This is a genomic window from Nocardia pseudovaccinii, assembly GCF_050942345.1.
GTDB lineage: Bacteria > Actinomycetota > Actinomycetes > Mycobacteriales > Mycobacteriaceae > Nocardia > Nocardia pseudovaccinii.
Genome location: NZ_CP192074.1, coordinates 1,399,450 through 1,425,298, shown reverse-complemented (window position 1 = coordinate 1,425,298; position 25,849 = coordinate 1,399,450). Strand labels below are relative to the sequence as shown.

At 66.3% G+C, this 25,849-nt stretch carries 20 protein-coding genes and 1 pseudogene; 15 read left to right on the top strand and 6 right to left on the bottom strand.

What is annotated here, in order from left to right:
* Nucleotides 1–6: 6 nt before the first annotated feature.
* The 3 genes and pseudogenes from ACQPZ2_RS06480 to ACQPZ2_RS06470 all read right to left on the bottom strand — a co-directional run.
* Nucleotides 7–432 carry a PPOX class F420-dependent oxidoreductase gene (locus ACQPZ2_RS06480; protein ID WP_433524723.1) on the bottom strand — a complete coding sequence of 142 codons (426 nt, stop codon included), beginning with the start codon at nt 430–432 and terminating at the stop codon, nt 7–9.
* A gap of 66 nt (nt 433–498) precedes the next feature.
* The gene (locus ACQPZ2_RS06475; RefSeq protein ID WP_433524722.1) at nt 499–1,116 is read right to left on the bottom strand and encodes a LuxR C-terminal-related transcriptional regulator; all 618 of its coding nucleotides are present in this window, start codon (nt 1,114–1,116) and stop codon (nt 499–501) included.
* A gap of 281 nt (nt 1,117–1,397) precedes the next feature.
* Nucleotides 1,398–2,546 (bottom strand): annotated as a pseudogene (locus tag ACQPZ2_RS06470) (sensor histidine kinase); the annotation flags it as partial.
* A 130-nt stretch (nt 2,547–2,676) separates the two neighbouring features.
* Here ACQPZ2_RS06470 and ACQPZ2_RS06465 point away from each other — a divergent pair.
* From ACQPZ2_RS06465 to ACQPZ2_RS06455, 3 genes are read left to right on the top strand one after another with little or no spacing between them, the layout of a single operon-like run.
* Entirely contained in the window at nt 2,677–3,735 is a 1,059-nt protein-coding gene (locus tag ACQPZ2_RS06465; protein ID WP_433524721.1) for an ABC transporter permease, read from the top strand.
* Between the two features lie 31 nt (nt 3,736–3,766).
* Nucleotides 3,767–4,498, top strand: coding sequence for an ABC transporter ATP-binding protein (locus ACQPZ2_RS06460; protein ID WP_433527342.1), 732 nt, complete (start codon nt 3,767–3,769; stop codon nt 4,496–4,498).
* Between the two features lie 54 nt (nt 4,499–4,552).
* Nucleotides 4,553–4,891, top strand: coding sequence for a hypothetical protein (locus ACQPZ2_RS06455; protein WP_433524720.1), 339 nt, complete (start codon nt 4,553–4,555; stop codon nt 4,889–4,891).
* A gap of 93 nt (nt 4,892–4,984) precedes the next feature.
* On the opposite strand, the gene ACQPZ2_RS06450 is transcribed toward ACQPZ2_RS06455, so the two are convergent.
* Nucleotides 4,985–5,908 carry a LysR family transcriptional regulator gene (locus tag ACQPZ2_RS06450; protein ID WP_433524719.1) on the bottom strand — a complete coding sequence of 308 codons (924 nt, stop codon included), beginning with the start codon at nt 5,906–5,908 and terminating at the stop codon, nt 4,985–4,987.
* Nucleotides 5,909–6,049: 141 nt separating this feature from the next.
* Between ACQPZ2_RS06450 and ACQPZ2_RS06445 the strand changes: the two genes are divergently transcribed.
* Complete coding sequence (locus tag ACQPZ2_RS06445; RefSeq protein ID WP_433524718.1) at nt 6,050–7,459, top strand: MFS transporter; 1,410 nt, start codon at nt 6,050–6,052, stop codon at nt 7,457–7,459.
* A gap of 76 nt (nt 7,460–7,535) precedes the next feature.
* A complete protein-coding gene (locus ACQPZ2_RS06440) occupies nt 7,536–8,282 on the top strand; it encodes a 3-hydroxybutyrate dehydrogenase (RefSeq protein WP_433524717.1) in 747 nt (248 codons plus the stop codon).
* A 190-nt stretch (nt 8,283–8,472) separates the two neighbouring features.
* Here the strand turns inward: ACQPZ2_RS06440 and ACQPZ2_RS06435 are convergent, their stop codons facing one another.
* Nucleotides 8,473–9,081 (bottom strand): SACE_7040 family transcriptional regulator, encoded by a 609-nt coding sequence (locus ACQPZ2_RS06435; RefSeq protein ID WP_433524716.1) that lies wholly within the window; start codon nt 9,079–9,081, stop codon nt 8,473–8,475.
* A 93-nt stretch (nt 9,082–9,174) separates the two neighbouring features.
* On the opposite strand from ACQPZ2_RS06435, the gene ACQPZ2_RS06430 reads away from it, so the two are divergent.
* From ACQPZ2_RS06430 to ACQPZ2_RS06390, 9 genes are all read left to right on the top strand, one after another.
* A complete protein-coding gene (locus ACQPZ2_RS06430) occupies nt 9,175–10,764 on the top strand; it encodes a carboxyl transferase domain-containing protein (RefSeq protein ID WP_433524715.1) in 1,590 nt (529 codons plus the stop codon).
* A gap of 5 nt (nt 10,765–10,769) precedes the next feature.
* Entirely contained in the window at nt 10,770–12,803 is a 2,034-nt protein-coding gene (locus ACQPZ2_RS06425) for an acetyl/propionyl/methylcrotonyl-CoA carboxylase subunit alpha (protein WP_433524714.1), read from the top strand.
* Nucleotides 12,804–12,879: 76 nt separating this feature from the next.
* Entirely contained in the window at nt 12,880–14,040 is a 1,161-nt protein-coding gene (locus ACQPZ2_RS06420; RefSeq protein ID WP_433524713.1) for an acyl-CoA dehydrogenase family protein, read from the top strand.
* A complete protein-coding gene (locus ACQPZ2_RS06415) occupies nt 14,037–14,525 on the top strand; it encodes a MaoC family dehydratase (RefSeq protein ID WP_063037020.1) in 489 nt (162 codons plus the stop codon). Before ACQPZ2_RS06420 ends, ACQPZ2_RS06415 begins: the two co-directional genes overlap by 4 nt.
* Nucleotides 14,522–15,334 carry an HpcH/HpaI aldolase/citrate lyase family protein gene (locus ACQPZ2_RS06410; protein WP_433524712.1) on the top strand — a complete coding sequence of 271 codons (813 nt, stop codon included), beginning with the start codon at nt 14,522–14,524 and terminating at the stop codon, nt 15,332–15,334. The genes ACQPZ2_RS06415 and ACQPZ2_RS06410 overlap by 4 nt, the downstream gene beginning before the upstream one ends.
* Before the next feature lie 31 nt (nt 15,335–15,365).
* A complete protein-coding gene (locus ACQPZ2_RS06405; RefSeq protein ID WP_433524711.1) occupies nt 15,366–17,309 on the top strand; it encodes an acetoacetate--CoA ligase in 1,944 nt (647 codons plus the stop codon).
* Between the two features lie 83 nt (nt 17,310–17,392).
* On the top strand, nt 17,393–18,385 hold the full coding sequence (locus ACQPZ2_RS06400; protein ID WP_433524710.1) for a LacI family DNA-binding transcriptional regulator: 993 nt from the start codon (nt 17,393–17,395) through the stop codon (nt 18,383–18,385).
* 92 nt (nt 18,386–18,477) lie between these two features.
* Entirely contained in the window at nt 18,478–20,877 is a 2,400-nt protein-coding gene (locus tag ACQPZ2_RS06395) for a beta-glucosidase family protein (protein ID WP_433524709.1), read from the top strand.
* Nucleotides 20,878–20,902: 25 nt separating this feature from the next.
* Complete coding sequence (locus ACQPZ2_RS06390; protein ID WP_433524708.1) at nt 20,903–23,737, top strand: family 78 glycoside hydrolase catalytic domain; 2,835 nt, start codon at nt 20,903–20,905, stop codon at nt 23,735–23,737.
* Nucleotides 23,738–23,761: 24 nt separating this feature from the next.
* Here ACQPZ2_RS06390 and ACQPZ2_RS06385 read toward each other — a convergent pair whose 3' ends face one another.
* Nucleotides 23,762–24,361 (bottom strand): TetR/AcrR family transcriptional regulator, encoded by a 600-nt coding sequence (locus tag ACQPZ2_RS06385; RefSeq protein ID WP_433524707.1) that lies wholly within the window; start codon nt 24,359–24,361, stop codon nt 23,762–23,764.
* 48 nt (nt 24,362–24,409) lie between these two features.
* Here ACQPZ2_RS06385 and ACQPZ2_RS06380 point away from each other — a divergent pair, with 48 nt between their 5' ends.
* Entirely contained in the window at nt 24,410–25,840 is a 1,431-nt protein-coding gene (locus tag ACQPZ2_RS06380; RefSeq protein ID WP_433524706.1) for a DHA2 family efflux MFS transporter permease subunit, read from the top strand.
* The last annotated feature ends 9 nt before the right edge of the window (nt 25,841–25,849 follow it).

Below are 25,849 nucleotides of genomic sequence, written 5' to 3'. Positions count from 1 at the left end.
GTAGGGCTAGGCCGTCGCGTCGAAGTGGGCGATCACCTTGGACGGGCGCACCCGGACCACCAGTTCCCCCGGGACGCCGTTGCGCTTGCCGAATTCCTCGGCCCGATCCGCGCCCATATAGCGGCCGCCGATCTCGGTGGCGGTGCGCAGGAGTTCGTCGGGATCCTCGGACAGGGTCACCGTGCCCTGGATCTGAATGGACGAATACGGCGCTTCCTCGAGGTCGACCACCACCGCGATGCGTGGATCGCGGGCGAAGGCCTTGCCCTTGGCCGTGACCTTGCCGGTATTGAAGACCAGCTCGTCGCCCTCGAGGACGAACCACACCGGGGTCACGATCGGGCGTCCGTCGGCGCCCACCAGTGCGACCTTTGCGGTTCGCGTGCCATGAGAGAGGAATTCGCGCACCGCGGGATCCGAAAGTGAGGCCATTCCTCAACCCTAGGTCCATATCGCGCGCCGACCGCGCCGACGGGCCGCAATACTGCCTGTGGCTGTTCAGATGGCGCCTTGTTCGCGGGCGCGTGCGACGGCGGAGGTGCGCGAGCGGACGCCGAGCTTGGCGTAGATGTGCACGAGGTGGGATTTGACGGTGGTTTCGCTGAGGAAGAGCTCCTTGGCGATCTCCCGGTTCGAACTGCCGTCGGCCACCAGCCGCAGCACCTCGATTTCGCGCGGGCTCAGAGTGGTGTCGGCGCGGCGAACGCGGATCATCAGTTTGGAGGCCACCGCGGGCGACAGCACGCTCTCCCCCGCGGCCGCCGACCGCACCGCCGCGAGCAGTTCCACCGGCGGGGTGTCCTTGAGGATGTAGCCGCAGGCCCCGGCCTCGATGGCGCTCAGGATATCGGCGTCGGTGTCGTAGTTGGTGACGACCAGGACATTGGGCGGCTGTGCGAGCGCACGCAACTCGGCGGTCGCGTCGACGCCGGAGCGGCCCGGGCCGAAGCTGAGATCCATCAGCACCAGATCGACCGGGGTGGTGGTGCAGAAGGCCACGGTGGCCTCGGCGGTCGGCGCGTCGCCCACGACGGTGATGTCGGGATTGCTCTCCAGTAGTGCGCGCAGACCCGCGCGCACGATGGCGTGGTCGTCGGCCAAGAGGAGGCGGATCATTTGCTGTGCTCCTGGTCCGTTGCGTTTGGCACGCCCGTTGCGGGCGTGCTGGGCTCGCTCGGCGCATGCCCGGATTCCGGCGCAGTATGCGCCGCTGCGGGCGTGCCGGTTTCGTCCTGCGCAGTCTCGGGTTCCGTTGCACGCTGTGCCACTGCGGGCAGGTCGGGGTCGTTCGGCACGGGCGCGGATTTCGCAAGGCTCGTTTCCGCTGCGGATAGGCCCGAATCAGTTGCGGGCAAGCCCGAATCGGCTGTGCCCGAGGCGGATTCCGCGAGGGCGGGCTCCAGCGGAAACGAGACGGTGACGGCGGTGTGGCCGGGCTCCGACTCGACCGCCATTGTGCCGCCCTGCTGTTCGACGCGACTGCGCATAGCGGCCAACCCGAAGGTGCCCGTCGGGGCGCGATCGAGCACAGCGGGATCGATGCCCATGCCGTCGTCGACCACGTCGAGGTACACATCGGTATCGGCGTAGGTCAGGGTCAATCGCATCCGGCTCGCGCCCGCGTGGCGCACCACGTTCGAGACCGCCCCCTGCGCGATCCGAACCAGTGCCGCCTCGACGGGCATCGGCAGACGCTCCGGGGTGCCCTCGACGACCATCTGGGTGAGCAGTCCCGGAGCCTCGGCGCGTTGACAAATGCGCTCGAGCGCCTGCGCGAGGCTCTGCCCCTCCAGGGCGGCGGGGGTCAATTCCGCTATCAGCCTTCGGGTTTCGGCCAGATTTTCGGCAGCCGTCTCGCGGGCCAGCCGAATCTGTTGCAGCGCAGGATGATCCGGTGCCGACTGCTCGGCAGCGTGCAGCAGCAGCTGGATGCTGCTCAACCCCTGCGCGACGGTGTCGTGGATTTCCTGCGCCAGCCGTTCGCGCTCGGCCAATTTGCCCGCGGTGCGCTCCTGTTCCGCGAGAGTCGCTCGGGTACTGAGCAATTCGTCGATCAGGCGCTGGCGTTCGGCGGATTCGCGGAACAGCGCCTCGTAGCCGAGCCCGATCCCCACCGCGACGGCCGCGCCGATGATCGGGCCGATCGCACCCGCCACCGACCAGCCGCGATGCACCCCGAAACCGATCACCGCAACCACCGTGGCCGCACCGACCGCGAACAGGCTCCACGGCCGTGGCAGCAGGTGCAGGTAGAGGAAGAACACGCCGAACGCGAGGTATCCGGCATCGGGTGCGAGCACCACGAGGCCGAGCCACAGCACCGTAAGCGCCGCCAACCAGATGCGGATGCCCGCCGGGCGGCGGCCGACCAGCGCACCGGCGAAGTACACGGCCAAGAACGCCACGGTCAGCGTGACGACGCCGAGCGGATGTCCGGCGCCCGGCAGCAGTGCACGCATCGCGACCACCACGGCCAGCGTCGTCACCAGCACATGCAGCCCCAACCGCAGCGCGGTGAAGACAGGCGTGAACGGCGACGAATGCACGTTGCCAGCTTATGTGCGGCTATCCGGGCGGCATCCACCGAAAGGCGTAAAACACCGACCAACCTTCGATCGGGGCGCATTCCTCCGTGTGCGCGATGGCGTGGGTGCCGACGCACGGCAGGGTGATGGCATGTTCGTCGCACTCCGGGATCTGCGGGCCGCACGCGGCCGTTTTCTGCTCATCACGCTGGTCGTCACCCTGGTGGCGCTGCTGGTGAGTTTCCTGAGCGGTCTCACCGCCGGACTCGCGCACCAGAACATCTCGGCCATCGAGGCGATCCACGCCGATGCCATCGTCTTCGCCGATAACGGCGCGGATCCCTCCTTCGACACCTCCGCACTGACCGAGCAGCAGGTCGAGACCTGGCGGGCGGCCGCGGGCTCCGTTGACCCGATCGGCATCAGCCGGGCGGAGAGCGCGGTGTCGGGTCAGGGTGCGACCAAACCCGCCCAGGTCGCGCTGTTCGGCACTACCGGAACCGCATTCGGCAACCGCGTCGCAACCGATTCGGGCACCGTCGTGCTCAGCATCGGCGCGGCCAAGGCCCTCGATGCCATCGCCGGTGACACCGTCACGCTCGGCGCGGGCACCTTCCGGGTGGCCGCAGTCGAGGGCGACGACTGGTACAGCCACACCCCCGTCGTCTGGATGACGCCCGCCGACTGGCAATCGGTGAGCCCGCGCGGCGGCGCCGCCACAGTGCTCGCGATATCCGGCATCCCGAATATGGCCTCCGTCAACGCATCTGCGCACACGACCTCGACCAGCGTCTCCGGGTCGCTGTCGGCACTGAGCTCCTACCAAGCCGAAAACGGTTCGCTGACCTTGATCACGGTGTTGTTGTTCGCCATTTCGGCCCTGGTGATCGGCGCATTCTTCACCGTGTGGACGGTGCAGCGCCTGCCCGATATCGCGACCTTGAAGGCGCTCGGCGCGACATCCGGCGCACTGGTCCGCGACGCTCTCGCCCAAGCGGCGATAGTGCTGACCGCAGGTGTCGCACTCGGACTCGGAATCACCATAACCGCAGCAACATTCATGGGCGACGCGCTGCCTTTCATACTCAGCGTATCGACAACTCTGTTTCCCGCGGCGGCCCTGATCCTGCTCGGTCTGCTCGGCGCGGCCTTCGCCCTGCGCTTCCTGTTCACCACCGACCCGCTGACCGCACTCGGTGCGGCCCGCTGACCGTTCGGAGACCCGCATGACCACCGCAACCATGACGAAAACCGCTCTCACCGTGAGCGGAACAACCCTCACCTACCCGGACGGCGCGGGCCGCCTCACCGCACTGAACCAGGTGAACCTGCACGTCACCGGCGGCACCATCGCCGCGATAACCGGCCCCTCCGGCTCCGGAAAATCCAGCCTGCTCGCCGTAGTCTCCACCCTGATCCGCCCCGACTCCGGCCGCATAGCCCTCGAAACACCCGGCGGCACAATCGATTTCGCCACTCGCACCCGTCGCGAAGCCACCGGCCTGCGCCGCTCGTCCATCGGCATCGTGTTCCAACAGCCGAACCTGATCCCCGCCTTGACCGCCGTCGAACAACTGGAGGCCATGTCCCACCTCGGCCAGCGCCTCTTCACCTCCCCGGCCCGACGCCGCGAAACACGCACCAAGGCAATGGAATTACTCGACGCCGTCGGCCTCGCCGACCAACACGCCAAACGCCCCGCCCAACTCTCCGGCGGCCAACGCCAACGCGTCAACATAGCCCGCGCCCTGATGAACGACCCGTCCCTCCTGGTCATCGACGAACCAACCAGCGCCCTCGACACCGAACGCGGCACCGCCATAATCGAACTCATCCTCACCATGGCCCGCACCCACGAGGCCGCCACCCTCCTGGTAACCCACGACCACACCCACCTCCATCAAATGAACGCCGTCTACCGCATGATCGACGGCACCCTCACCCTCGACCACACCACCGGCCGCCCTACCTGAAACCTGCACGCCCGCTTGGATTTTCCTGTCGGTAACCACCGCTAACCTGCAGGCATGCCCAGCGTCGCCACAAGCGTATTCCCCGCGCCCCGCGGCGAGATGTACATTGACCTGGTAGCAGCCATCTTGCCCAAGGCGGCCCGGCACTTCTTGGAGAGCCTCATGACGACCGGCACCTACGAATACAAGAGCGAGTTCGCCCGGCGTTACCACTCGCAGGGCAAAGCCGAAGGTGAGGCCGCCGCGCTGCTCCGGATTCTCGCCAAGCGTGGCTTCGACGTCTCCGAAGCCCTGAAAGCCCGCATCAACGCCTGCACCGACCTCGACCAACTCAACCGTTGGATCGACGATTCACTCACCGCCGACCGCATCGACGAGATCTTCCCGCAATAGCCGGAGGCCTGATGATGGCGCAGTTGCCGACGACATCTTCACCGAAGAAGCTGCGGTGCGCGTCATAGCAAAATCACATCGGCTATCAAACGATCAGGCCGATAAACCGAGCAGAACATTCCGCTGCTCCCGCACCCGAACCTGAATCGCGTCGACCACCGCCGCCACCTCGGGCCTGCGCAATGTCTCGGTGCGGGTGACGAGCCAATAGGTGAGCCGAACGGAGACTTCCTTCCGAAGCACTCGGATCAGGTCATCGTGACGATCGGCCATAAAGCATGGCAGCAAGCCGAGGCCCGCGGCCGCACGGGTCGCTTCGACGTGCACGAAAACATTTGTGGAAGTGACGGATTCACGCATGGCGGGCGCGAAACTAGAGGACAGGTCCAAATCGTCCACTTGCAGCATCGAATCGATGAAGTACACCAGCGAGTGCCGCGCGAGATCACCGATGGCCGTGGGCGTTCCATGTTCGCGGAGATAGTCACGCGAACCGTAGAGCCCGAGACAGTAATCGGCCAACCGAATTGCCCTGGCGCGGTGCACTTGCGGTTCACCCACCACCACTTCGATATCCAGACCCGAACGCTGCTGGGACGCGCGCCGGGTCGCCGCCACGATCTCGACGGCGATCTTCGGGTGCCGCCGCTGCACCTCGGCGGCGGCCGGTGCGGCCATATAGGCACTGAATCCGTCGGTCGCCGAAATCCGAACCACACCCTCCAGTACCCGCATGCCATCGGCATCGGTAGCCAGCGACTTGACCGCGGATTCCACCGCTTCCGCCGCCGCCAGCGCCTCCCGCCCGAGATCGGTCAGCTCCCAACCACCGGTCACCCGGGTGAGCACCCGCCCGCCCAGCGTCTGTTCCAGTGCGGCAATGCGGCGGGAGATGGTGGTGTGGTTGATCCCGAGCTCCTCGGCGGCCGAGACGAAGCGCCCAGAGCGCCCGACAGCGAGCAGAACCAGCAGATCATCCGCGCTGGGGCGGTTGGGACCCGAGGCAGGCGGACTCATTTCTGCATTCTTGCAGATACGCACTGCACAACTGGTCATTGCGGCCGAAGATATGTGCACGAATACTCGTTCTGACCACGAAATGTGGGGGCCGTCACATCTTGTTGCCAGATGTGGCCCCGGTCATGAAGGAGATGTTCGATGAGCGTGCGCGATGCAATGCGGCCGACGGGAAACGATCCCGGCGGGATACCGGCCGGGCTGAGGCGGGTGGTGGCCGCGTCCATGGCAGGCACCGTGGTCGAGTGGTACGAGTTCTTCCTCTACGGCACGGCCGCGACGCTCGTCTTCAGCAAGGTGTTCTTCGCCAAGGGCACCAGCGATCTCGACGCGATCCTCGCCGCCTTCATCACCTACGCCGTCGGCTTCGCCGCCCGTCCATTGGGCGGCGTCGTCTTCGGACATTTCGGTGACAAATACGGCCGCAAGAAGCTACTGCAGTTCAGTTTGGTGCTGGTCGGCGCGGCGACTTTCCTGATGGGCTGTCTGCCGACCTTCGCCCAAATCGGTTATTGGGCACCGACATTGCTGGTGGTACTGCGATTCATCCAGGGCTTCGCGGTCGGCGGCGAATGGGGTGGCGCGGTACTGCTCGTGGCCGAACACAGTCCGAACAAGAGCCGCGGATTCTGGGCTAGCTGGCCACAGGCCGGGGTGCCGGTGGGCAATATGCTGGCGACGGTCGCATTGCTGGCATTGACCTCGACGCTGTCCGATGCCGCCTTCCTGAGCTGGGGTTGGCGCGTCGCATTCTGGTTGTCCGCGGTGGTCGTGCTGGTCGGGTACTACGTCCGCACCAAGGTCACCGACGCACCCATTTTCGTTGCGGCACAGCAGGAAATCGAACAAATCAAGGCCAATTCGCTCAGTGTCGTCGAGGTGCTGCGGCGCTACCCGCGCGGCGTGTTCACCGCCATGGGGCTGCGATTCGGCGAGAACATCCTCTACTACCTGGTGGTCACCTTCACGATCACCTATCTCAAGGTGCATGTGCACGTCGATACCAAGGTCATCCTCTGGTGGCTGCTGGCCGCACATGCCGTGCACTTCTTCATGATTCCGTTGGCGGGCAGTCTCTCCGATCGTTTCGGCAGGCGGCCGGTGTATCTGGTCGGCGCGCTCACCGCGGGCACCTGGGGCTTCTTCGCCTTCCCGATGATGGACAGCGGCCACAACGCGGTCATCATGTCCGCGATCATTGTCGGCCTGGTATTCCACGCCTTCATGTATGCGGGACAGCCCGCGATCATGGCCGAGATGTTCCCGACCCGGATGCGGTATTCCGGTGTCTCCCTCGGTTATCAGGTCACCTCGATCGTGGCCGGATCGCTCGCCCCGATCATCGCCGTGCGCTTGCTCAATACCTACGGGTCCGCGGTACCGATCGCCCTGTACTTGGCTGCCGCCGCCGCGATTACCGCGATCGCCGTCCTGTTCGCCCGCGAAACGACGGGCATCACGCTGGAGAGCATCGACAGTGCAGATGCGGAAAACCTTGCCGCACAGACCCCGGATGCGCGGGTCGAAACCCTACGAGCGGAGCTCACATGAGCGAGCGCAGCGAGCGAACAATCAACACGGCGACAAGGTCGGTCATGCCGGAACCGAGCGCCAGCGAGGTGCAGGCATGAGTGACCTGAACGGACGTTCCGCCCTGATCACCGGCGGCGCCAGCGGTATCGGCGCCGCCTGCGCCAGAGAACTCGCGGCACGCGGCGCAACCGTCACCATCGCCGATATCGATGACGTGACCGCGAAGGCACTCGCCGGTGAGATCGACGGAAAAGCCTGGGCCATAGATCTTCTCGACGTCGCCGCCCTGGAACATCTCACCCTGGACCTGGACATCCTGGTGAACAACGCCGGTGTACAGAGCATCAACCCGATCGAGGACTTCCCACCGGAGCGATTCCGGAACCTGATGACCCTGATGGTCGAAGCGCCGTTCCTGCTCATCCGCGCGGCACTGCCGCAGATGTATCGGCGGGGCTTCGGCCGGATCATCAATCTGTCCTCGGTGCACGGGTTGCGCGCGTCCGAATACAAGGTCGCGTATGTGACGGCCAAGCACGCACTCGAGGGCCTGTCCAAGGTGACGGCGCTCGAGGGCGGCCGCCACGGCGTAACCAGCAATTGCGTCAATCCCGGCTATGTCCGAACTCCCTTGGTGGACAAGCAGATTGCCGATCAGGCCAAGGCGCACGGCATCGACGAGCAGGAGGTGCTGGAGCGGGTGCTGCTCACCGAGAGCGCGATCAAGCGCCTCGTCGAGCCGGAGGAGGTTGCGTCACTGGTGGGTTGGCTCGCCTCATCGAATGCGGGCATGGTCACCGGCGCGTCCTACACCATGGACGGCGGGTGGACCGCAAGGTGATGCTGCGTTGGATTTGCCGCGCCTGCGGCGCGACCCGTTCGCGGCCCCCTGGTGTCTCGCGTCCGAGCCGTCGAGACTCGCGCCTACGGCGCATGCGCTTCGACGACTCGGACGCGAGACGGGCCGCGAACGGGTCGCTCGTAAGACTCGCTCCGTCGGGGCTGGCAGAGGCTTGAAAAGCGATGGGCGATCAACCCGGCGCCGCCTGCGCCAATGCGGACAGCGCCATGCGACGCAGTATTGGCCGGGCCCGGGTGGCGGTGGCATTGGTGGCGCTGTGCGGCGTGGAGTTCATCAAGCCGAAGCCCGCATGGGCCTGCACCCGCGCGGTCTCCTCCGGCAGCTCCGGATGCAGCTCCCGCAGCACCGCCACCCAGATCTCGACGTACTGACGCTGGGTGCGCCGCAGTTCGCGCCTGGGCCCGGGTGGCACGTTCTCGAGGTCGCGGTCCTGGATCCGGATGAGTTCGGGCTCGCCGAGCGCGAAGTCCAGATGGAAATCGACCAGCCCGTCCAGCGCCTCCCGCGCCGACCCGGTTCGCGCCACTACCGCCTTCCCACCGGCGAGCAACCGCTGACTGACCCCGATGAGCAGTTCGACCAGCAGCGCTTCCTTATTCGGGAAGTGCCGGTAGACCGCCGGACCGCTGATCCCGACGGCCGCGCCGAGGTCGTCGAGGCGCATGCCGAAGAACCCGCGATCGGCGATGAGCCGGGCACCCGCATCGAGCAGCTGCGCTCTTCGCTGCAGCTTCAGTTGTTCCCTGCGGGTGGGCGCGACGGGGTCAGTGCTGGTCACACGCGCTCCTTTCAGCACACCTGGACATCTCGGTTAATCAACATTAACCTGAATTCCAGTTATCGGCGACTAACTGGATGGCAGGACAGCGTGATGACGGTGACCGAACAGGTCGGGGTCGACAACCGCGCGGCACACGGGGCGCTACTGGAGGATCTGCGCGCCCGGCTGGCCGCCGCGGCGCTCGGCGGGCCCGTGAAGGCGCGCGAGCGGCATGTGGCCCGCGGCAAGCTGCTGCCCCGGCAGCGGGTGGATCAGCTGCTCGATCCGGGCAGCCCGTTCCTCGAGCTCTCGCCGCTGGCCGCGACGGGCATGTACGACGACGAATGTCCCGGCGCCGGGATCATCACCGGCATCGGCCGGATCTCCGGGCGGGAATGCGTGATCGTGGCCAATGACGCCACGGTCAAGGGCGGCACCTACTACCCGATGACGGTGAAGAAGCATCTGCGCGCCCAAGAGGTCGCATTGCAGAACCAGTTGCCCTGTGTGTATCTCGTCGACTCCGGCGGAGCGTTCCTGCCGCGCCAGGACGAGGTCTTCCCGGATCGGGAGCATTTCGGGCGCATCTTCTTCAACCAGGCGACCATGAGCGCCAAGGGAATTCCGCAGATCGCCGCGGTGCTCGGTTCGTGCACCGCAGGTGGTGCGTACGTACCAGCGATGAGCGACGAGGCGGTGATCGTGCGCAATCAGGGCACGATCTTCCTCGGTGGCCCGCCGCTGGTGAAGGCCGCGACCGGCGAGGTGGTCACCGCTGAGGAGCTGGGTGGCGGCGAATTGCATTCGCGCACTTCGGGAGTCACCGATCATCTGGCCGAGGACGATCAGGACGCGCTGCGCATCGTGCGCCGCATCGTGGCCACGCTCGGCCCGCGCCCGGCCAGCCCGTGGGAGGTGACGCCGACCGTCGCGACCGCGAAGCCGGAGTCCGAACTGTACGACGTGGTCCCGGTCGATCTGCGCACGCCGTACGACGTCCGCGAGGTCATTCACCGGCTGGTCGACGGCGAAGACGGATTCCACGAATTCAAGGCCGAATACGGCAAGACGCTCGTCACCGGATTCGCGCGCATCCACGGCCATCCGGTCGGCATCATCGCCAATAACGGTGTGCTGTTCAGCGAATCCGCCATGAAGGGCGCGCATTTCATCGAACTGTGCGATAAGCGCAAGATTCCCCTGCTGTTCCTGCAGAACATCACCGGTTTCATGGTCGGGCGCGATTACGAGGCGGGCGGCATCGCCAAGCACGGCGCGAAGATGGTCACCGCGGTGGCATGTGCGCGGGTGCCGAAACTCACCGTGGTGATCGGCGGATCGTACGGCGCGGGCAACTATTCGATGTGCGGGCGCGCGTATTCGCCGCGCTTCCTGTGGATGTGGCCCAATGCGCGAATTTCGGTCATGGGTGGCGAGCAGGCCGCCTCGGTGCTGTCGACGGTGCGCGGGGATCAACTCGACAGCAGCGGGCAGCCGTGGTCGGCCGCGGACGAGGAGGCATTCAAGGCGCCGATTCGGGAACAGTACGAACATCAGGGCAATCCGTACTACTCGACCGCGCGGCTCTGGGACGACGGCGTCATCGACCCCGCCGATACCAGAACCGTGCTCGGACTTGCCCTTTCGGTGTGTGCGCAGGAACCGCTCGAACCCGTTTCCTACGGCGTCTTCCGGATGTGATCGCGATGATGAACAAATCCCATCCCATCGATTTCGACACCGTGCTCGTCGCCAATCGCGGCGAGATCGCGGTGCGGGTCATCCGCACCTTGCGCGCCATGGGAATTCGCTCGGTCGCGGTCTACAGCGACGCGGACGCGCAAGCCAGGCACGTGCGCGAGGCCGATACCGCGGTGCGCCTGGGTCCGGCTCCGGCCCGGGAAAGTTATCTGGATATCAAAAAGGTCGTCGCCGCGGCGGTGCGCACCGGCGCCAAGGCCGTGCATCCGGGTTACGGATTCCTATCCGAGAATGCGGCTTTCGCGGCCGCGCTGGCCGAGGCGGACATCGTCTTTCTCGGGCCGCCTGCCAAGGCGATCGAGATCATGGGCGACAAGATCGCGGCCAAGAACACCGTCGCCGCCTTCGATGTGCCCGTCGTCCCTGGTATCGCCCGTCCAGGGCTCACCGATGCCGAATTGATCGACGCCGCAACCGATATCGGCTATCCGGTACTGGTCAAACCATCGGCGGGTGGCGGCGGTAAAGGTATGCGATTGGTCGAGGAGCCGTCGGCATTGCCCGCGGCGCTGGCCAGTGCCCGGCGGGAGGCGGCCGCGGCATTCGGTGACGACACCCTGTTCCTGGAGCGGTTCGTCACCCGGCCACGCCATATCGAGGTGCAGATCCTGGCCGACCAGTTCGGTCACGTGATCCACCTCGGTGAACGCGAATGCAGCCTGCAGCGGCGGCATCAGAAAGTGATCGAGGAAGCCCCTTCGCCGCTGCTCGATGCCGCGACCAGGGCACGCATCGGCGCCGCCGCGTGCAATACCGCACGCAGCGTCGACTATGTCGGTGCGGGCACGGTCGAATTCATCGTCTCCGCCGATCGGCCGGACGAGTTCTTCTTCATGGAGATGAATACCCGGCTGCAGGTGGAACATCCGGTTACCGAACTGGTCACCGGGATCGACCTGGTGGAGTGCCAGGTGCGCGTCGCGGCCGGGCAGAAGCTGGCGGTCGAGCAGGATGAGCTGCGGCTCGTCGGACATGCGATCGAGGCCCGCGTTTATGCCGAGGATCCCGGTCGCGGCTTCCTGCCCACCGGCGGCACGGTGCTCGACCTGTCCGAGCCCGAAGGCGCAGGCGTGCGGGTGGACTCGGGACTGCGCATCGGCACGGTCGTCGGCAGCGATTACGACCCGATGCTGTCGAAGGTCATCGTGCACGCCGCCGATCGCCATACCGCGCTCGCGAAACTCGATCGGGCACTGAGCGATACCGTCCTGCTCGGCGTCACCAGCAATATCGAGTTCCTGCGCTTCCTGCTGGCCGACCAGGATGTGGCCGCCGGGAAGCTCGATACCGGACTGCTGGATCGGCGCGTCGGCGACTTCCAGCCCGCCGCGGTCGGTGATGAGGAATTCATCGCCGCCGCTGCCTATCACTGGCTGCGACGCTGGCCTGCCGCACCGAGCGATCCGTGGGATATCCCGTCCGGATGGCGCATCGGCACGCCCGCGCCGACCACCATCAGGCTCGCGGGCGGCGACCGCACCGAGCACGTTTACCTGACCGGCACTCCCGATGCGGCCGAGGTGCATCTCAACAGCAGCGAATCAGTCTCGCTCACCGCGGATTTCACCGACGGCAGGCTGGTCCTGACGCTGGACGGTCTGCGCCGGGAGTTCCGCGTCGCGGAGCACGACGGTCAGCTCTGGGTGGCCGGACCGTCCGGTGTCGCCGTGCTGCGTGAAGTGGCCGAACTGAATGTCCGCGGCGCCGCCGAACACGTCGGTGACGCCGAAATCCGCAGTCCCATGCCGGGTTCGGTGATCGCGGTACCGGTCGCCAACGGTACCACCGTCGCCGTGGGGGCCCCGGTCGTCGTGGTCGAGGCCATGAAGATGGAGCACACCCTCACCGCCCCGGTCGCGGGCACCGTCGAAGTCCTGGTCGAGCCGGGTACCCAGGTCCGCCTCGACCAGCCGCTGGTGCGCATCGCCGCGGCTCCCACCGAACCCGAAACCGCCGAGCGAGAAGGAACTTCCGCATGAGTGAGCGCAGCGAACGAACAAAAAACACAGCCGACCTGTCGGGCACGACGGAGCCGAGCGTCAGCGAGGCGCAGTCATGAGCGACTTTCTGTCCACCGGCACACTGCCCGAGGACTATCGCGACCTGGCACTGACGGTGCGCGATTTCGCCAAGTCGGTGGTCGCCCCGGTAGCCGCCGAACACGATGCGAACCATACGTTTCCGTACGAGGTCGTCGCGGGCATGGCCGATATGGGCCTGTTCGGCCTGCCGTTCCCGGAGGAGTACGGCGGTATGGGCGGCGACTACTTCGCCCTCTGCCTTGCGCTGGAGGAGCTCGGCAAGGTCGATCAGAGTGTGGCGATCACGCTGGAGGCCGGTGTCTCGCTGGGCGCCATGCCCATCTACCGCTTCGGCAACGATAAGCAGAAGCAGGAATGGCTGCCGCAGTTGACAAGTGGGCGCAATCTTGCCGCGTTCGGCCTCACCGAACCCGGTGCGGGCAGCGATGCGGGCGGCACCAGAACCACCGCCGTCGCCGACAGCGGTGAATGGGTCATCAATGGCAGCAAGCAGTTCATCACGAACTCCGGCACCGATATCACCAAACTGGTGACGGTGACCGCGGTGACCGGACAGTCGGGCGGCAAGAAGGAGATCTCGACCATCCTCGTGCCCACCGACACCCCCGGCTTCGTGGCCGAACCCGCCTACAACAAGGTCGGCTGGAATGCCTCGGATACGCACCCGTTGAGTTTCACCGATGTGCGGGTGCCGGAGGAGAATCTGCTCGGCGAGCGCGGTCGCGGCTATGCCAACTTCCTACGCATTCTCGACGAGGGCCGCATTGCCATCGCGGCGCTGTCGGTCGGCGCGGCCCAGGGCTGTGTCGACGAGAGCGTGCGCTACGCCAAGGAGCGCGAGGCCTTCGGCCAGGCCATCGGCCGCAACCAGGCCATCGCCTTCAAGATCGCCCGCATGGAGGCGCGCGCCCACGCCGCCCGCACCGCCTACTACGATGCCGCCGCACTCATGCTGGCGGGCAAACCCTTCAAGAAGGAAGCGTCCATCGCGAAGCTGGTGGCCAGTGAGGCGGCCATGGACAACTCCCGCGATGCCACCCAGATCTTCGGCGGCTACGGCTTCATGAACGAATACGCTGTGGCCAGGCACTATCGCGACAGCAAGATCCTGGAGATCGGCGAGGGCACAACGGAGGTGCAGTTGATGCTGATCGGACGGGAGCTGGGTCTGTGACGGAGACAAACGCTCCACGCCGGGTGGTGCAGCGCGGACTGTGGTTCGAGGAGTTCGAGATCGGCGTGGTGTACGAGCACCGGCCGGGCCGGACCATCACCGAGGCCGATAACGTCCTGTTCACCACGCTGACCATGAACACCCAGGCGCTGCACCTGGACGCTGCGTTCAGCGAACAGCTGCCACCGTTCCACCAGCGCCTGGTGAATTCGATGTTCACCCTCTCCACGCTGATCGGCCTCTCGGTCGCGCAGCTGACGCAGGGCACGATCGTCGCCAACCTGGGCTTCTCCGAGGTCGCCTTCCCGAAGCCGCTGTTCCACGGCGACACCATGTATGCCGAGACGGTGGTCACCGATAAGCGCGAATCCAAGAGCCGTCCGGGCGAGGGCATCCTCACCTTCGCGCACACCGCGCGCAACCAGCACGGCGATATCGTGGCGACGGCGGTACGCAAGACATTGGTACGCAAGGAGCCCGCATGAGTTGGCAAATGCCAGGACCGGCTTGGCTGTTCTGCCCCGCCGACCGCCCCGAACGCTTCGAAAAGGCCGCCGCGGCAGCCGATGTGGTGATCCTCGATCTCGAGGACGGGGTCGCGGCCGGGGATAAAGCGGCCGCGCGCAAGGCGCTCATCGAGACTCCGCTGGATCCCGAAACCACCGTGGTCCGGGTCAATGCCGTCGGCACCGATGAGCACGAGCCCGATCTCGCGGCGCTGGCGCAGACCGAATATCGACGGATCATGCTGCCGAAGGCCGAATCCGCCGAACAGCTCGGTTCCCTCACCGACTACGAGGTGATCGCGCTGATCGAATCGCCGCTCGGAGCCATGGCGGTCGGGCGAGCGGTACTGGCGCGCAATGCGATCGGGGTCATGTGGGGTGCGGAGGATCTGGTCGCCGGGCTCGGCGGCAACTCCAGTCGGCATGCCGATGGCAGCTATCGCGATGTGGCACGCCATGTTCGGTCGACCACCCTGCTGGCGGCCAAGGCGTACGGCAAGTTCGCGCTCGACTCGGTGTATCTGAACATCCGCGATCTCGACGGGTTGCGCGCCGAAGCAGTGGATGCGGTCGCGAGCGGGTTCGACGCCAAGGTGGCGATCCATCCGAGCCAGGTGCCCGTCATCCGGGCGGCCTACGCGCCATCGAACGACGAAATCGACTGGGCCCGAAGGGTACTCGACGAAGTCCCGAACCATCGAGGCGTCTTCGCGTTCGAGGGCCGCATGGTCGATGCCCCGGTACTGCGGCATGCCGAGCAGATCGTGCGGCGCGCGAACCACACCTGATTTCCGAAGACTCTCCCCAGGAGGTAATGCGGTGCAACCACAATGGGTGCCGACCGAATCAGATATCGCGGAGGCGCGCATCACCGACTTCGCCCGGTTCGTGGCTGCGCGCACCGGGCAGTCCGCGCCGGATTACCGGTCGCTGTGGCAGTGGTCGGTCGACGATCTGCCCGGCTTCTGGGGTGCGCTGTGGGATTACTTCGAACTCGGACCGATCGCGGGCGAGGTGCTGGCCAGCGCCGAGATGCCGGGCGCGCAATGGTTTCCGGGTACCCGGCTGAACTATGTCGATCAGGTCGTGCGGCAGTTCCGTACCGATCGGCCCGCCATCATCGCGGTGACCGAGGACGCTCCGGTGCGCGAGGTATCCTGGAGCGAATTGATCGACAGCACAGCGGCATTCGCGCGCACACTGCGTTCACTCGGCGTGCAGCCTGGTGATCGGGTGGCCGGATACCTGCCAAATATTCCGGAAGCGGTGGTCGCCTTCCTGGCCACCGCGAGCATCGGCGCGGTGTGGAGCGCCTGCGGTCAGGACTATTCGCCGAAGGCGGCGTTGGACCGGCTCGGCCAGCTCGCACCCACCGTGCTGGTCACCGCGGACGGCTACCGGTTCGGCGGTAAGACGCATGACAAGCGCGACGATATCGCGGCATTGCGGGCCGGACTCGACACCGTGAAGACGACGGTCGCGGTCTCCCAGCTGGGCCTGCCGGTACCGGACGCAGTGGCCTGGACCGAGGCGGCCGCCAATAGCGAGACCGTCGTCATCGAAACCGAGACGGTCGATTTCGACCATCCGCTGTGGATCGTCTTCTCCTCCGGTACCACCGGACTGCCCAAGGGCATCGTGCACGGGCACGGCGGCGTCCTGCTGGAACATCTCAAAGCCGTTGCGCTGCAAGCCGATATCGGCTCCGAGGACACCTTCTTCTGGTACACCAGCCCGAGCTGGATGATGTGGAACTTCCAGGTCGCCGGACTGCTGGTCGGCGCGACCATCGTCTGCTACGACGGCAGCCCCACCTACCCGACCCCGGATGCACTGTGGCACATCGCATCTCAGGTCGGCGCGACCGTCCTCGGCACCAGTCCCGGCTATGTGCTCGCCTGCATCAAGGCGGGTTCGGTGCCGCGTACCGAGCACGATCTCACCGCACTGCGACAGGTCGGCATCACCGGTTCGTCACTGCCGCCCTCGTCGGCGGTGTGGTTGGGCGAGAATGTCGGCGACCACGTCCAGGTCGCCTCGATCAGCGGCGGCACCGATGTGGTCTCCGCCTTCATCGGCGGCGCGCGAACCGTACCGACTTGGCCGGGTGAGCTTTCCGCGCCCTATCTGGGCGTCGCACTGGAGGCCTTCGACACCGACGGCAAGCCGGTCCGCGACGAGGTCGGCGAACTCGTCATTACCAAGCCGATGCCGTCGATGCCGGTGCGCTTCTGGCATGATCCGGACGGAATCCGTTACCACGACGCGTATTTCGACATGTTCCCCGGCATCTGGCGGCACGGCGACTGGATCACCATCACCGAACGCGACAGCATCGTGGTGCACGGCCGCTCCGACTCCACCCTCAACCGCCACGGCATCCGCATGGGCAGCGCCGATATCTACCAATCCGTCGAGCGCCTCCCAGAAATCACCGAGGCCCTCGTCATCGGCGCCGAACAACCCGACGGCGGCTACTGGATGCCGCTCTTCGTCACCCTCACCCCCGGCACCGACCTCACCGACGACCTGAAGACCCGCATCAACACCACCATCCGCACCGAGGTCTCGCCCCGCCACGTCCCCGACGAAATCATCGTCGCCCCCGGCATTCCGCACACCCGTACCGGCAAGAAACTCGAGGTCCCCATCAAGAAGCTCTTCCAGGGCGCCGACCCGACGCGCGTCGTCGAACGCAGCGCCGTGGACAATCCCGAACTCCTCGACTGGTACGCCGCCATTCGCCCCAACACTCAGCACTGATCCGATAGCCCGCTTACCCGGAGTACACCTCCGGATTACCCTTCCCTGCGTATCGGTGGTAGCACGGGAAGGTGGTGAGTGAGATGCCCGGAAGACGGGTCACGGCGGCGGACGTTGCGCGCGCCGCGGGGATCTCGCGGGCCACGGTCGGCTACGTGCTGAACAACACCCCGGGCCAAACGATTTCCGAGGACACCCGACGGCGGGTGCTGGCCGAGTCCGCGCGGCTGGGGTATCGGCCGCATCGGGCCGCACAGGACCTACGGCGGGGCAGCAGCAAGGTGATCCTGTTCGTGCTGCCGGAGTGGCCGATGGAAACAATGATGGGTCAGCATCTCGACCAGGCGGCGCTCGATCTGGACGAGGCGGGGTATTCGCTGGTCACCTGGGCTCGACAGCCCGGCCGCCGTACCCGGCCGCTATGGGAACTGCTGGTCCCGGATGTCGTGATGGGCCTGGCGATGTTCGATGACGACGAACTGGCCTCGATGCGGGCATCCGGCATCACCAAGATCATCCCCGATCCCGCGAATCCGCAACCGCTGCGGGATTGGCCCGCGATCGCCACAGGGGCGAAACTGCAGGTCGAGCATCTGTGGGAGCGGGGTCATCGACGCCTCGGCTGCGCCGTCCCCACCGATCCGCGGCTGGCTCGGATGATCGACGCGCGGGTCGATGTCGCTCGGCTCGCCGCGGCGCGGCTCGGCGTCGAGACGCTGGACGTCCGGGCCGTCGACTATCTCGACGGGTCCGCGACCGAGGTCGTCGACCAGTGGCGCCGGGCCGGTATCACCGGGGTGGCCGGATTCAATGACGAGACCGCGGCGGCCGTGGTGAGCGCCGCGGTCCGTGCGGGCGTGCCGGTGCCGGAAGAGCTGGCCGTCATCGGTCATGACGACACCCCGTTGGCGACGATGTTCGTGCCCTCGATCTCGAGCATCAGGCTCGACGTCCTCGGTCTCGGTCGCCGGTTCGCGGCGCTGGCATTGGGCACCGCCGAGGGGCGGCCGGTGCGGGCGGACGGGTGGGAAGGCGGGATCACCGTGATCGCCCGGGAGTCCACCAGAGCCCGGTAGGGGGTTGGCCCGATCGCGCGCGGGTGCTACCGTCCACGTTACTTGCACGTGCAAGTAGCATGTCGCACCAGTCGGCGCGAGAAGGAGATCCGATGGACCCGCTGCAGCGCGCGGATGATCTGCTGGCGCGAATGACGCTCGAGGAGAAGGCATTCCAGCTGACCTCGGTAATGCCCATGGACTTGTTGGGGCCCGACGGTGCGGAGCCGGACCGGTTGGCCGCGCGGATCGGCAGCGGAATCGGGCATATCTCGGCCCTCCCCGGTTTCGGCGTCAAGCCGTCGGCCGAGGTGGCGCGGTGTGTCAATCAGATTCAGCGGTTCCTGGTCGAAAAGACCCGCCTCGGCATTCCCGCGATCTTTCACAACGAGGCGCTCAACGGCGTGATGGCACCGGGTTTCACCGTATTCCCGACCGCGATCGGACTGGCCGCTACCTGGGATCCGGACGCCGTGCAGCGCATGGCGACGGTGGTCGGCAGGCAACTTCGGGCGATCGGCATGCGACAGGCCCTTTCGCCGGTGCTGGACGTGGCCCGGGACGCGCGCTGGGGCCGGGTACACGAGACCTACGGCGAGGATCCCTATCTCGCGGCGGCGATGGGTGTCGCCTACGTCCGCGGTGTGCAGAGCCAGGACGTCATCGCGACCGGCAAGCATTTCCTGGGCTATGCCATGACCGAAGGCGGCCAGAATATGGCCGCGACCAGCGTGACCCCGCGCGAACTGTACGAGGTGTACGCCCGGCCGTTCGCCGCGGCGATACACCGCGGCGATCTCGGCTCGGTGATGAATTCCTACTCCGAGTACGACGGTGTCCCGATCGGTGCTTCGCCCGCGCTGCTCACCGAGTTGTTGCGCGACCGGTTGGGCTTCACCGGCACGGTCGTGTCCGACTACATGACCGTCGACTGGCTGGTCTCCCGGCATCAGGTCGCCGCCGATCACCAGCAGGCCGCAGCCCTTGCCCTGGCCGCCGGACTGGACGTGGAGCTCCCGGAGATCGCGGGCTACGGCCCCGCTCTCGTAGCGGCCGTGCGCGGGGGCGCGGTCGCCGAGGAGTTGGTGGACCGGTCGGTGCGGCGGGTACTGCGCGACAAGTTCGCACTCGGACTGTTCGACCAGCCCTATATCGACGAGGACCCGATCACCATCCGACGAACCGCGACCGAGGGCGCCGAACTGGCCACCGAACTGGCCCGCAAGTCGGTGACCCTGTTGACCAACGACAGCGCGATCCTGCCGCTGCGCCACGATATTCGCCGCATCGCGGTGATCGGCCCACACGCCGAGGATGTCACCGCCGCGTTCCCCACCTATACCTATCCCGCGATGCGCCGGATGATCATCGGCCGCGCCCGATCGGCGACCGCGATGCCCGGCACCGAATCCCTGGGCGGCAACCAGATGTCGCAAGCCGCTGCCGCGCAGTTCGCGGCCGCCCTGGCCCAGGACAACGACGACTGGGTCCGTGCCGAATACCCGGTGTCCTCGCTGGCCGATGCGTTGCGGGCGGCGCTGCCGGACTGTGCGATCACCGCGGTCACCGCCACCAGCGTGACCGGCGACGGCCCGGCCGACATTCCCGCTGCCGTCGCCGCCGCGCAGGCGGCCGACCTGGTCGTCCTCGCACTGGGCGGGCGGGCAGGCTGGTTCCCGGACGACATCACCGACGGCGAGGGCCACGACACCGCCGATATCGAGCTGCCCGCCGCGCAGCTGCGGTTGGTGCAGCAGGTCGCCGCGACCGGCACACCGACCATCGGAGTGATCCAGACCGGTCGCCCACTGGTGATCTCATCAATCGTGGACGACCTGCACGCGTTGGTGTGGACGTACTACGGCGGCCAGGCCGGAGCGCAGGCGGTGGCCGAGGTGCTCACCGGCGCGGCCGATCCCGGCGGCAAGCTGCCGTACAGCATCCCGCGCCACGCCGGTCAGGTTCCCGTGCACCACGCCCAGCGGGTCGGCAGCGGCTACCGCCGCACCGCCAGCGACATGCATACCGGCTATCTGGATATGCCCGCAACTCCACTCTTCGCGTTCGGACACGGCATCGGCTACACCACGTTCGCCTACGGCGAGCTGGATATCGATCCGCCGACGGTCCCGATCGACAGCGCGGTCACCGTCTCGGTGCCGGTGACCAACACCGGCGACCGAGCCGGTGACGAGGTGGTCCAGCTCTACATCCACGACACCGCGACCGGTCTCACCAGACCCGGGCAGGAACTCGCAGGCTTCGCCCGCGTCCACGTGGCCCCCGGCGCAACCACACTCATCGAGTTCACGATCCAGTTGAGCCAGCTCGCCTACGTCGGCCTCGACGGCGACCTCGTCCTTGAACCCGGTCCGGTCGACGTACAGGTCGGCGCGGCGTCCGATGACATCCGTCGGCGGGCACGGTTCGAGATCGTCGGCGAACCGATCACCCTGAGCGCCGATCGCGCCTACCTCTCTGACGTGCGAACGCACAGCACAGCTGTCCACTGAATTACACTGTCCCAGAAGGTAATCCATGCCGAGCGATCTCGTCGTCGACTATCTCACTGTCGAGTATCAATCCAACCCGATGCCCCTCGACGTCGATCGCCCGCGCTTCGGGTGGCAGATCGTCTCAGCTGTCCGAGGAGTGCGGCAAGCCGCATATGAACTGCGGGTCGGCACGAGCCCTGACCCACAGAAGGACGCCGACCCGGTATGGACGAGCGGGCGGGTGGACAGCGACTCCTCCATTGGAATCGTCTACGCCGGACCGGATCTCGCCCCACGTACTCGCTACTACTGGACCGTTCGAGTGTGGGCAGGCGGCGACGAGTCCAGTACGTGGGCAGATCCGGCTTGGTGGGAGACCGGATTGCGGCTCGCGGACTGGCAGGCGCGATGGATCGAGCCCGTGCAGCGCCCCGCGCAGCCCGAGCCGTCGGTCCGGGAGATTATCGGTACCGGTGCGGACATGCTGTCCGGAGCGGCGCGCCACGACATGCTCAACCCGCCGCAGCAGATGCGCAAGACCTTCACCGCGCGAGCCGGATTGACCGACGCGCGTCTGTACGCCAGTGCGCACGGCATCTACACTGCCGAGATCAACGGGGCGAGGGTAGGCGACCTCGAACTGGCACCGGAAACCACCGCGTACCCGGACTTCCTGATGTACCAGGCCTATGACGTCACGGACCTGATCGTCGCCGGGGACAATGCGATCGGATTCATCGTGGCCGACGGCTGGTGGGCCGGTCGGCTCGGCATGTTCGGCACATCGGTCAGCTACGGCGACCGTCTGGCGTTGATCGCCCAGCTGGAGCTGCGCTACGCGGACGGGAGCCTGGAGGTCGTGGCAACCGACGGCTCGTTTCGATCCTCGACCGGCGCGATCCGCTATGCGGACCTCCTCATCGGCGAGAAGCACGATGCGCGCCTGGACCAGATCGGCTGGACCACGGCGGATTTCGACGACATATCGTGGACATCGGTCACCGTCACCGACACCGCCCTGGACAAATTGCGCGCGCAGGTGGGTGAGCCGGTCCGCGCGGTCTGCGAATTGCCCTGCCTGGCAACCCATCCGACCTCGGACCAAGGTCAGATAGTGGACTTCGGCCAGGTGATCGCGGGGCGGATCCGGGTCGACTTCGCGGATTTGCCTGCCGGAACGGAGGTTCGGATACAGCACTGCTCGGTACTCGGACCGAACGGTGATTATTTCGACAGCATCAACGGCCGCAACAACGAGAACACAGACGTCTACATCGCCCGCGGCGGCCGGGAGACCTTCGAGCCACGGCTGACATATCACCCGTTCCGCTATGTCAAGATCACCGGCCATCCCGGTCCGGTGGCACCCGCCGCGATCCACGCGGTCGCGATCTCCTCGGATCTTGTGTCCGACTTCACCTTCCACACCTCTGATCACCGAATCGAGCAGCTGCACAGCAGTGTCTTGTGGACCCTGCGGGACAACTCGGTCTCCATTCCCACCGACAACCCGGACCGCGAGCGTGCGGGCTGGACAGGGGATCTCGCGGTCACCGTCGCGACGTCGGCGCTGTACTTCGGGATCAATGGCTTCATGACCAGATACCTGGCCAACTTGCGGATCGAACAGTTCGACGATGGAACCGTTCCGATGGTCATCCCGTTCTTCAAGGGCTATCGCGAGCTGACGAGCGACATCCTGCACGCATCCAGTTCCCCGGCCTGGGGGGACGTGGCTGTGATCGCCCCATGGGAGGTATACCAAGCCTATGGCGACCAGCGCCTGCTGGAACAGAGTTACGAATCCGGCCGGATGTTTCACGAATACGCCAGACGGACAGCGGCGGGTACGGTCACCGAGGCAGATCGCGCCGACGATGATCTGGCGGCCATCTGGCGCGCCTCGACATTCTTGTTCGGTGACTGGCTCGCCCCGAGCACCACCGAGATCGTCGACGGCTTCTACAACGGTTTCGCCGGTCCGGGCGCCAACGAGTTGATCCCGACGCTGTACTACCTGCACTCGACCGACATCCTCGTCGATCTGGCTCGGGTGTTGGGCCGTACCGAAGATGAGACCCGGTACCGAGATATCGCGGCACAAGTGCGCCGGGGATTCCGCAAAGCCTTCATCGACTCCGACGGGTGGCTGACGGCCGACACCCAATCGAGCTACGTTCTCGCGCTGGCCTTCCGAGCCGCGCCGGAACTGGACGATCGCTTCGCCGATCGCCTGCGCGCATTGATCGAAGCCAACAACGGTCTGCTGGACACCGGCTTTCTGGCCACCGCGTTCCTGCTGCCCGTCCTGTCCGAGCATGGACTGAACGATTTGGCGTATTCGATCCTGCTCACCGATCGGTATCCCTCGTGGCTCTACATGCTCGGCCACGGCGCGACCACGATCTGGGAGATGTGGCGGGGAGTCGAGGCCGACGGAACGCCGAACCGGGCCTCCTACGCCCAGCCCGGCCTGAGCACCGTCGGCCTGTGGTTGGGCCGGTACGCGGCAGGGATCCGGCCTCTCGAGCCGGGCTATCGCCGCATCCTGATTCATCCGAGGCCCGGAACAGGGCTCGACTGGGTCGACGGCCGGTATCGATCCGTGCGTGGCGAGATCACCGTTCGGTGGGAGCGCCGCGATACGGATCTACTTGTGGCGGTGCGGATTCCACCGAACACCACGGCCTCGGTGGTGCTCGACGGCGCGCGGCTCGATGAGATTCTGCTCGATGGAGCGTTACTGACCGGACATCGAGATGTGGGGGCGGCCGCTCAGGACGGTGATCGGGTGTGCGTCGAGATAGGTTCCGGTGCATACGATTTCCGCTATCCGATGCACCACCTCACCAGCCGAGACCCTGGTACCGGCTCGTAATGTTCCATGGATGCGCCGGCTGTTTCACCGGACGGCGAAGCCGGTGAGCAGCAATTCGGCGACCTGAACACCGAGTTCGGCTGGGTCGGCGCGGCGGCTGCGGGCGAATCGGGTGACTATGTGCAGGGTGCCGACAATGGCCTGGGGGAACAACTCCGGTGGCAGGTCCGAGCGTAGGACGCCCTCGGCTTGGCCGCGTTCGACGAGTTCGAAGACGGCTTGGTGCATGCGGCGCGCGGCCGGGGGTGGCGATGGGCGGTGGGTGTCGGCGGGTAGCGGCTGCCACGCGGTACTCACCGACAGCATCGGATAGCGCTGGACGATCGCGGCCATTTCGATGATCAGTTCGCGCAGCGCGGTGCACGGATCCAGTTCGCGATCGCGCGCATCGCTGATAACCTGCTGGGCCTCGACGGCGGCGGTGTCGTAGATGGCGCGTCGGATCGCGTCGCGATTGCGGTAGCGCCGATAGATGGTCATCCGCGCGACCTCGGCCTCGTCGGCGATGCGCTGGATGCCGGCGTGCGGATCGTCGGCCAGCACCCGCGCGGCGGTGCGCAGAATGTGCTCGTCATTGCGCTGCGCGTCGCTGCGTGGTCCGCGACGGCGAACGGATTCACTCACCGCTTAAGTGTTACACATGCGACCCACTTAGCCTTCTAGCGTCAAGCCATGCGAGCCGAACAAGCATCCGAAGAGCATCTCGATCCCCAACTCATCCGACTGGGACTGGTCGTGGTGGTCGGGGTCTTCATGAGCATGCTGGACACCACGATCGTCAATGTCGCACTGCGCACGCTGGGGCACGAGCTGGACGCCGGATTACCGACGATCCAATGGGTCGTCACCGGTTACCTGCTCGCCCTCGCCGTAGTCATCCCGACCACCGGTTGGCTGACCGAACGCTTCGGCGGGAAGCAGGTATTCATACTGGCCACCGCCGCATTCACATTCACCTCGGGACTGTGTGCGGTCGCGTGGAATGCGAACAGCCTCATTGCCTTTCGCATTATTCAAGGTACCGCCGGTGCGCTACTGATGCCGGTGGCGCAGACGATTCTGGCGCGAGCCGCCGGGCCGGAGCGAATGGGCCGGGTGATGATGGTGGTGGGCGTGCCCGCCATGCTGGCCCCGATCCTCGGGCCGGTATTGGGTGGCGTGCTGATCGACAATGTCTCGTGGCGGTGGATCTTCCTGATCAACGTCCCGGTCGGCGTGTTGTCGGTACTGCTCAGCATGCGCCTGCTGCCCACCGACACTGCGTCGAAAGAGGTGCAGCCGTTCGACTTTCGCGGATTGACGCTGCTCGGCCCCGGACTCGCGCTGCTTGTCTACGGACTCTCACAGGCGGGCAAGGACGGCAGCTTCGCGCCCGCCGAGGTGTGGCTCACGATGCTCGGCGGTATCGCACTGATGGCACTATTCGCCTGGTATGCCCTCGGCCGCGGCGAGCAGGCACTCATTCCGCTGGGCTATTTCCGTGACCGGACCTTCACCGGCGCGAGCGTGGTCGCACTATCGCTGGGCATCACGATCTTCGGCGTAATGCTACTGATTCCGCTGTACTACCAACAGGTTCGATCCGAAAGCGCACTGATGGCCGGATTGCTCATGGCCCCACAGGGATTCGGCACCGCACTGGCGATGCCCATCGCGGGCAGGCTGACCGACGCATACGGACCACGACGCGTTGTCCTCGTCGGTAGCATCCTGACAACGCTGAGCGCGCTTGCGCTGACCCAGGTTTCCGGGACGACGTCCTATTGGCTGCTGGCCGGCGCGCTCGTCGTCCGCGGCCTCGGCTTCGGCGCAACCATGATGCCCGCAATGGCAGCCGGCTACCGCAATCTGGCGTCGACCGCGGCCGGACACGCCAGCAGCGTCCTGCAAATCCTCTCCCGCATCGGCGGAACACTCGGCGCCGCCCTCATGGCAGTCATCCTCGCCCAACACATCGCCACCACCACCGACCACACCCCCGCCGCACTGAGCAATGCCTACGCCACCACATTCTGGTGGGCCGCAGCCGCCAACGCCGTCGGCATCGCCTTCGCCCTACTGCTCCCCAACACGCCGCCGGCACGCCCTGACAAGGACGCATAGCCCGGATGG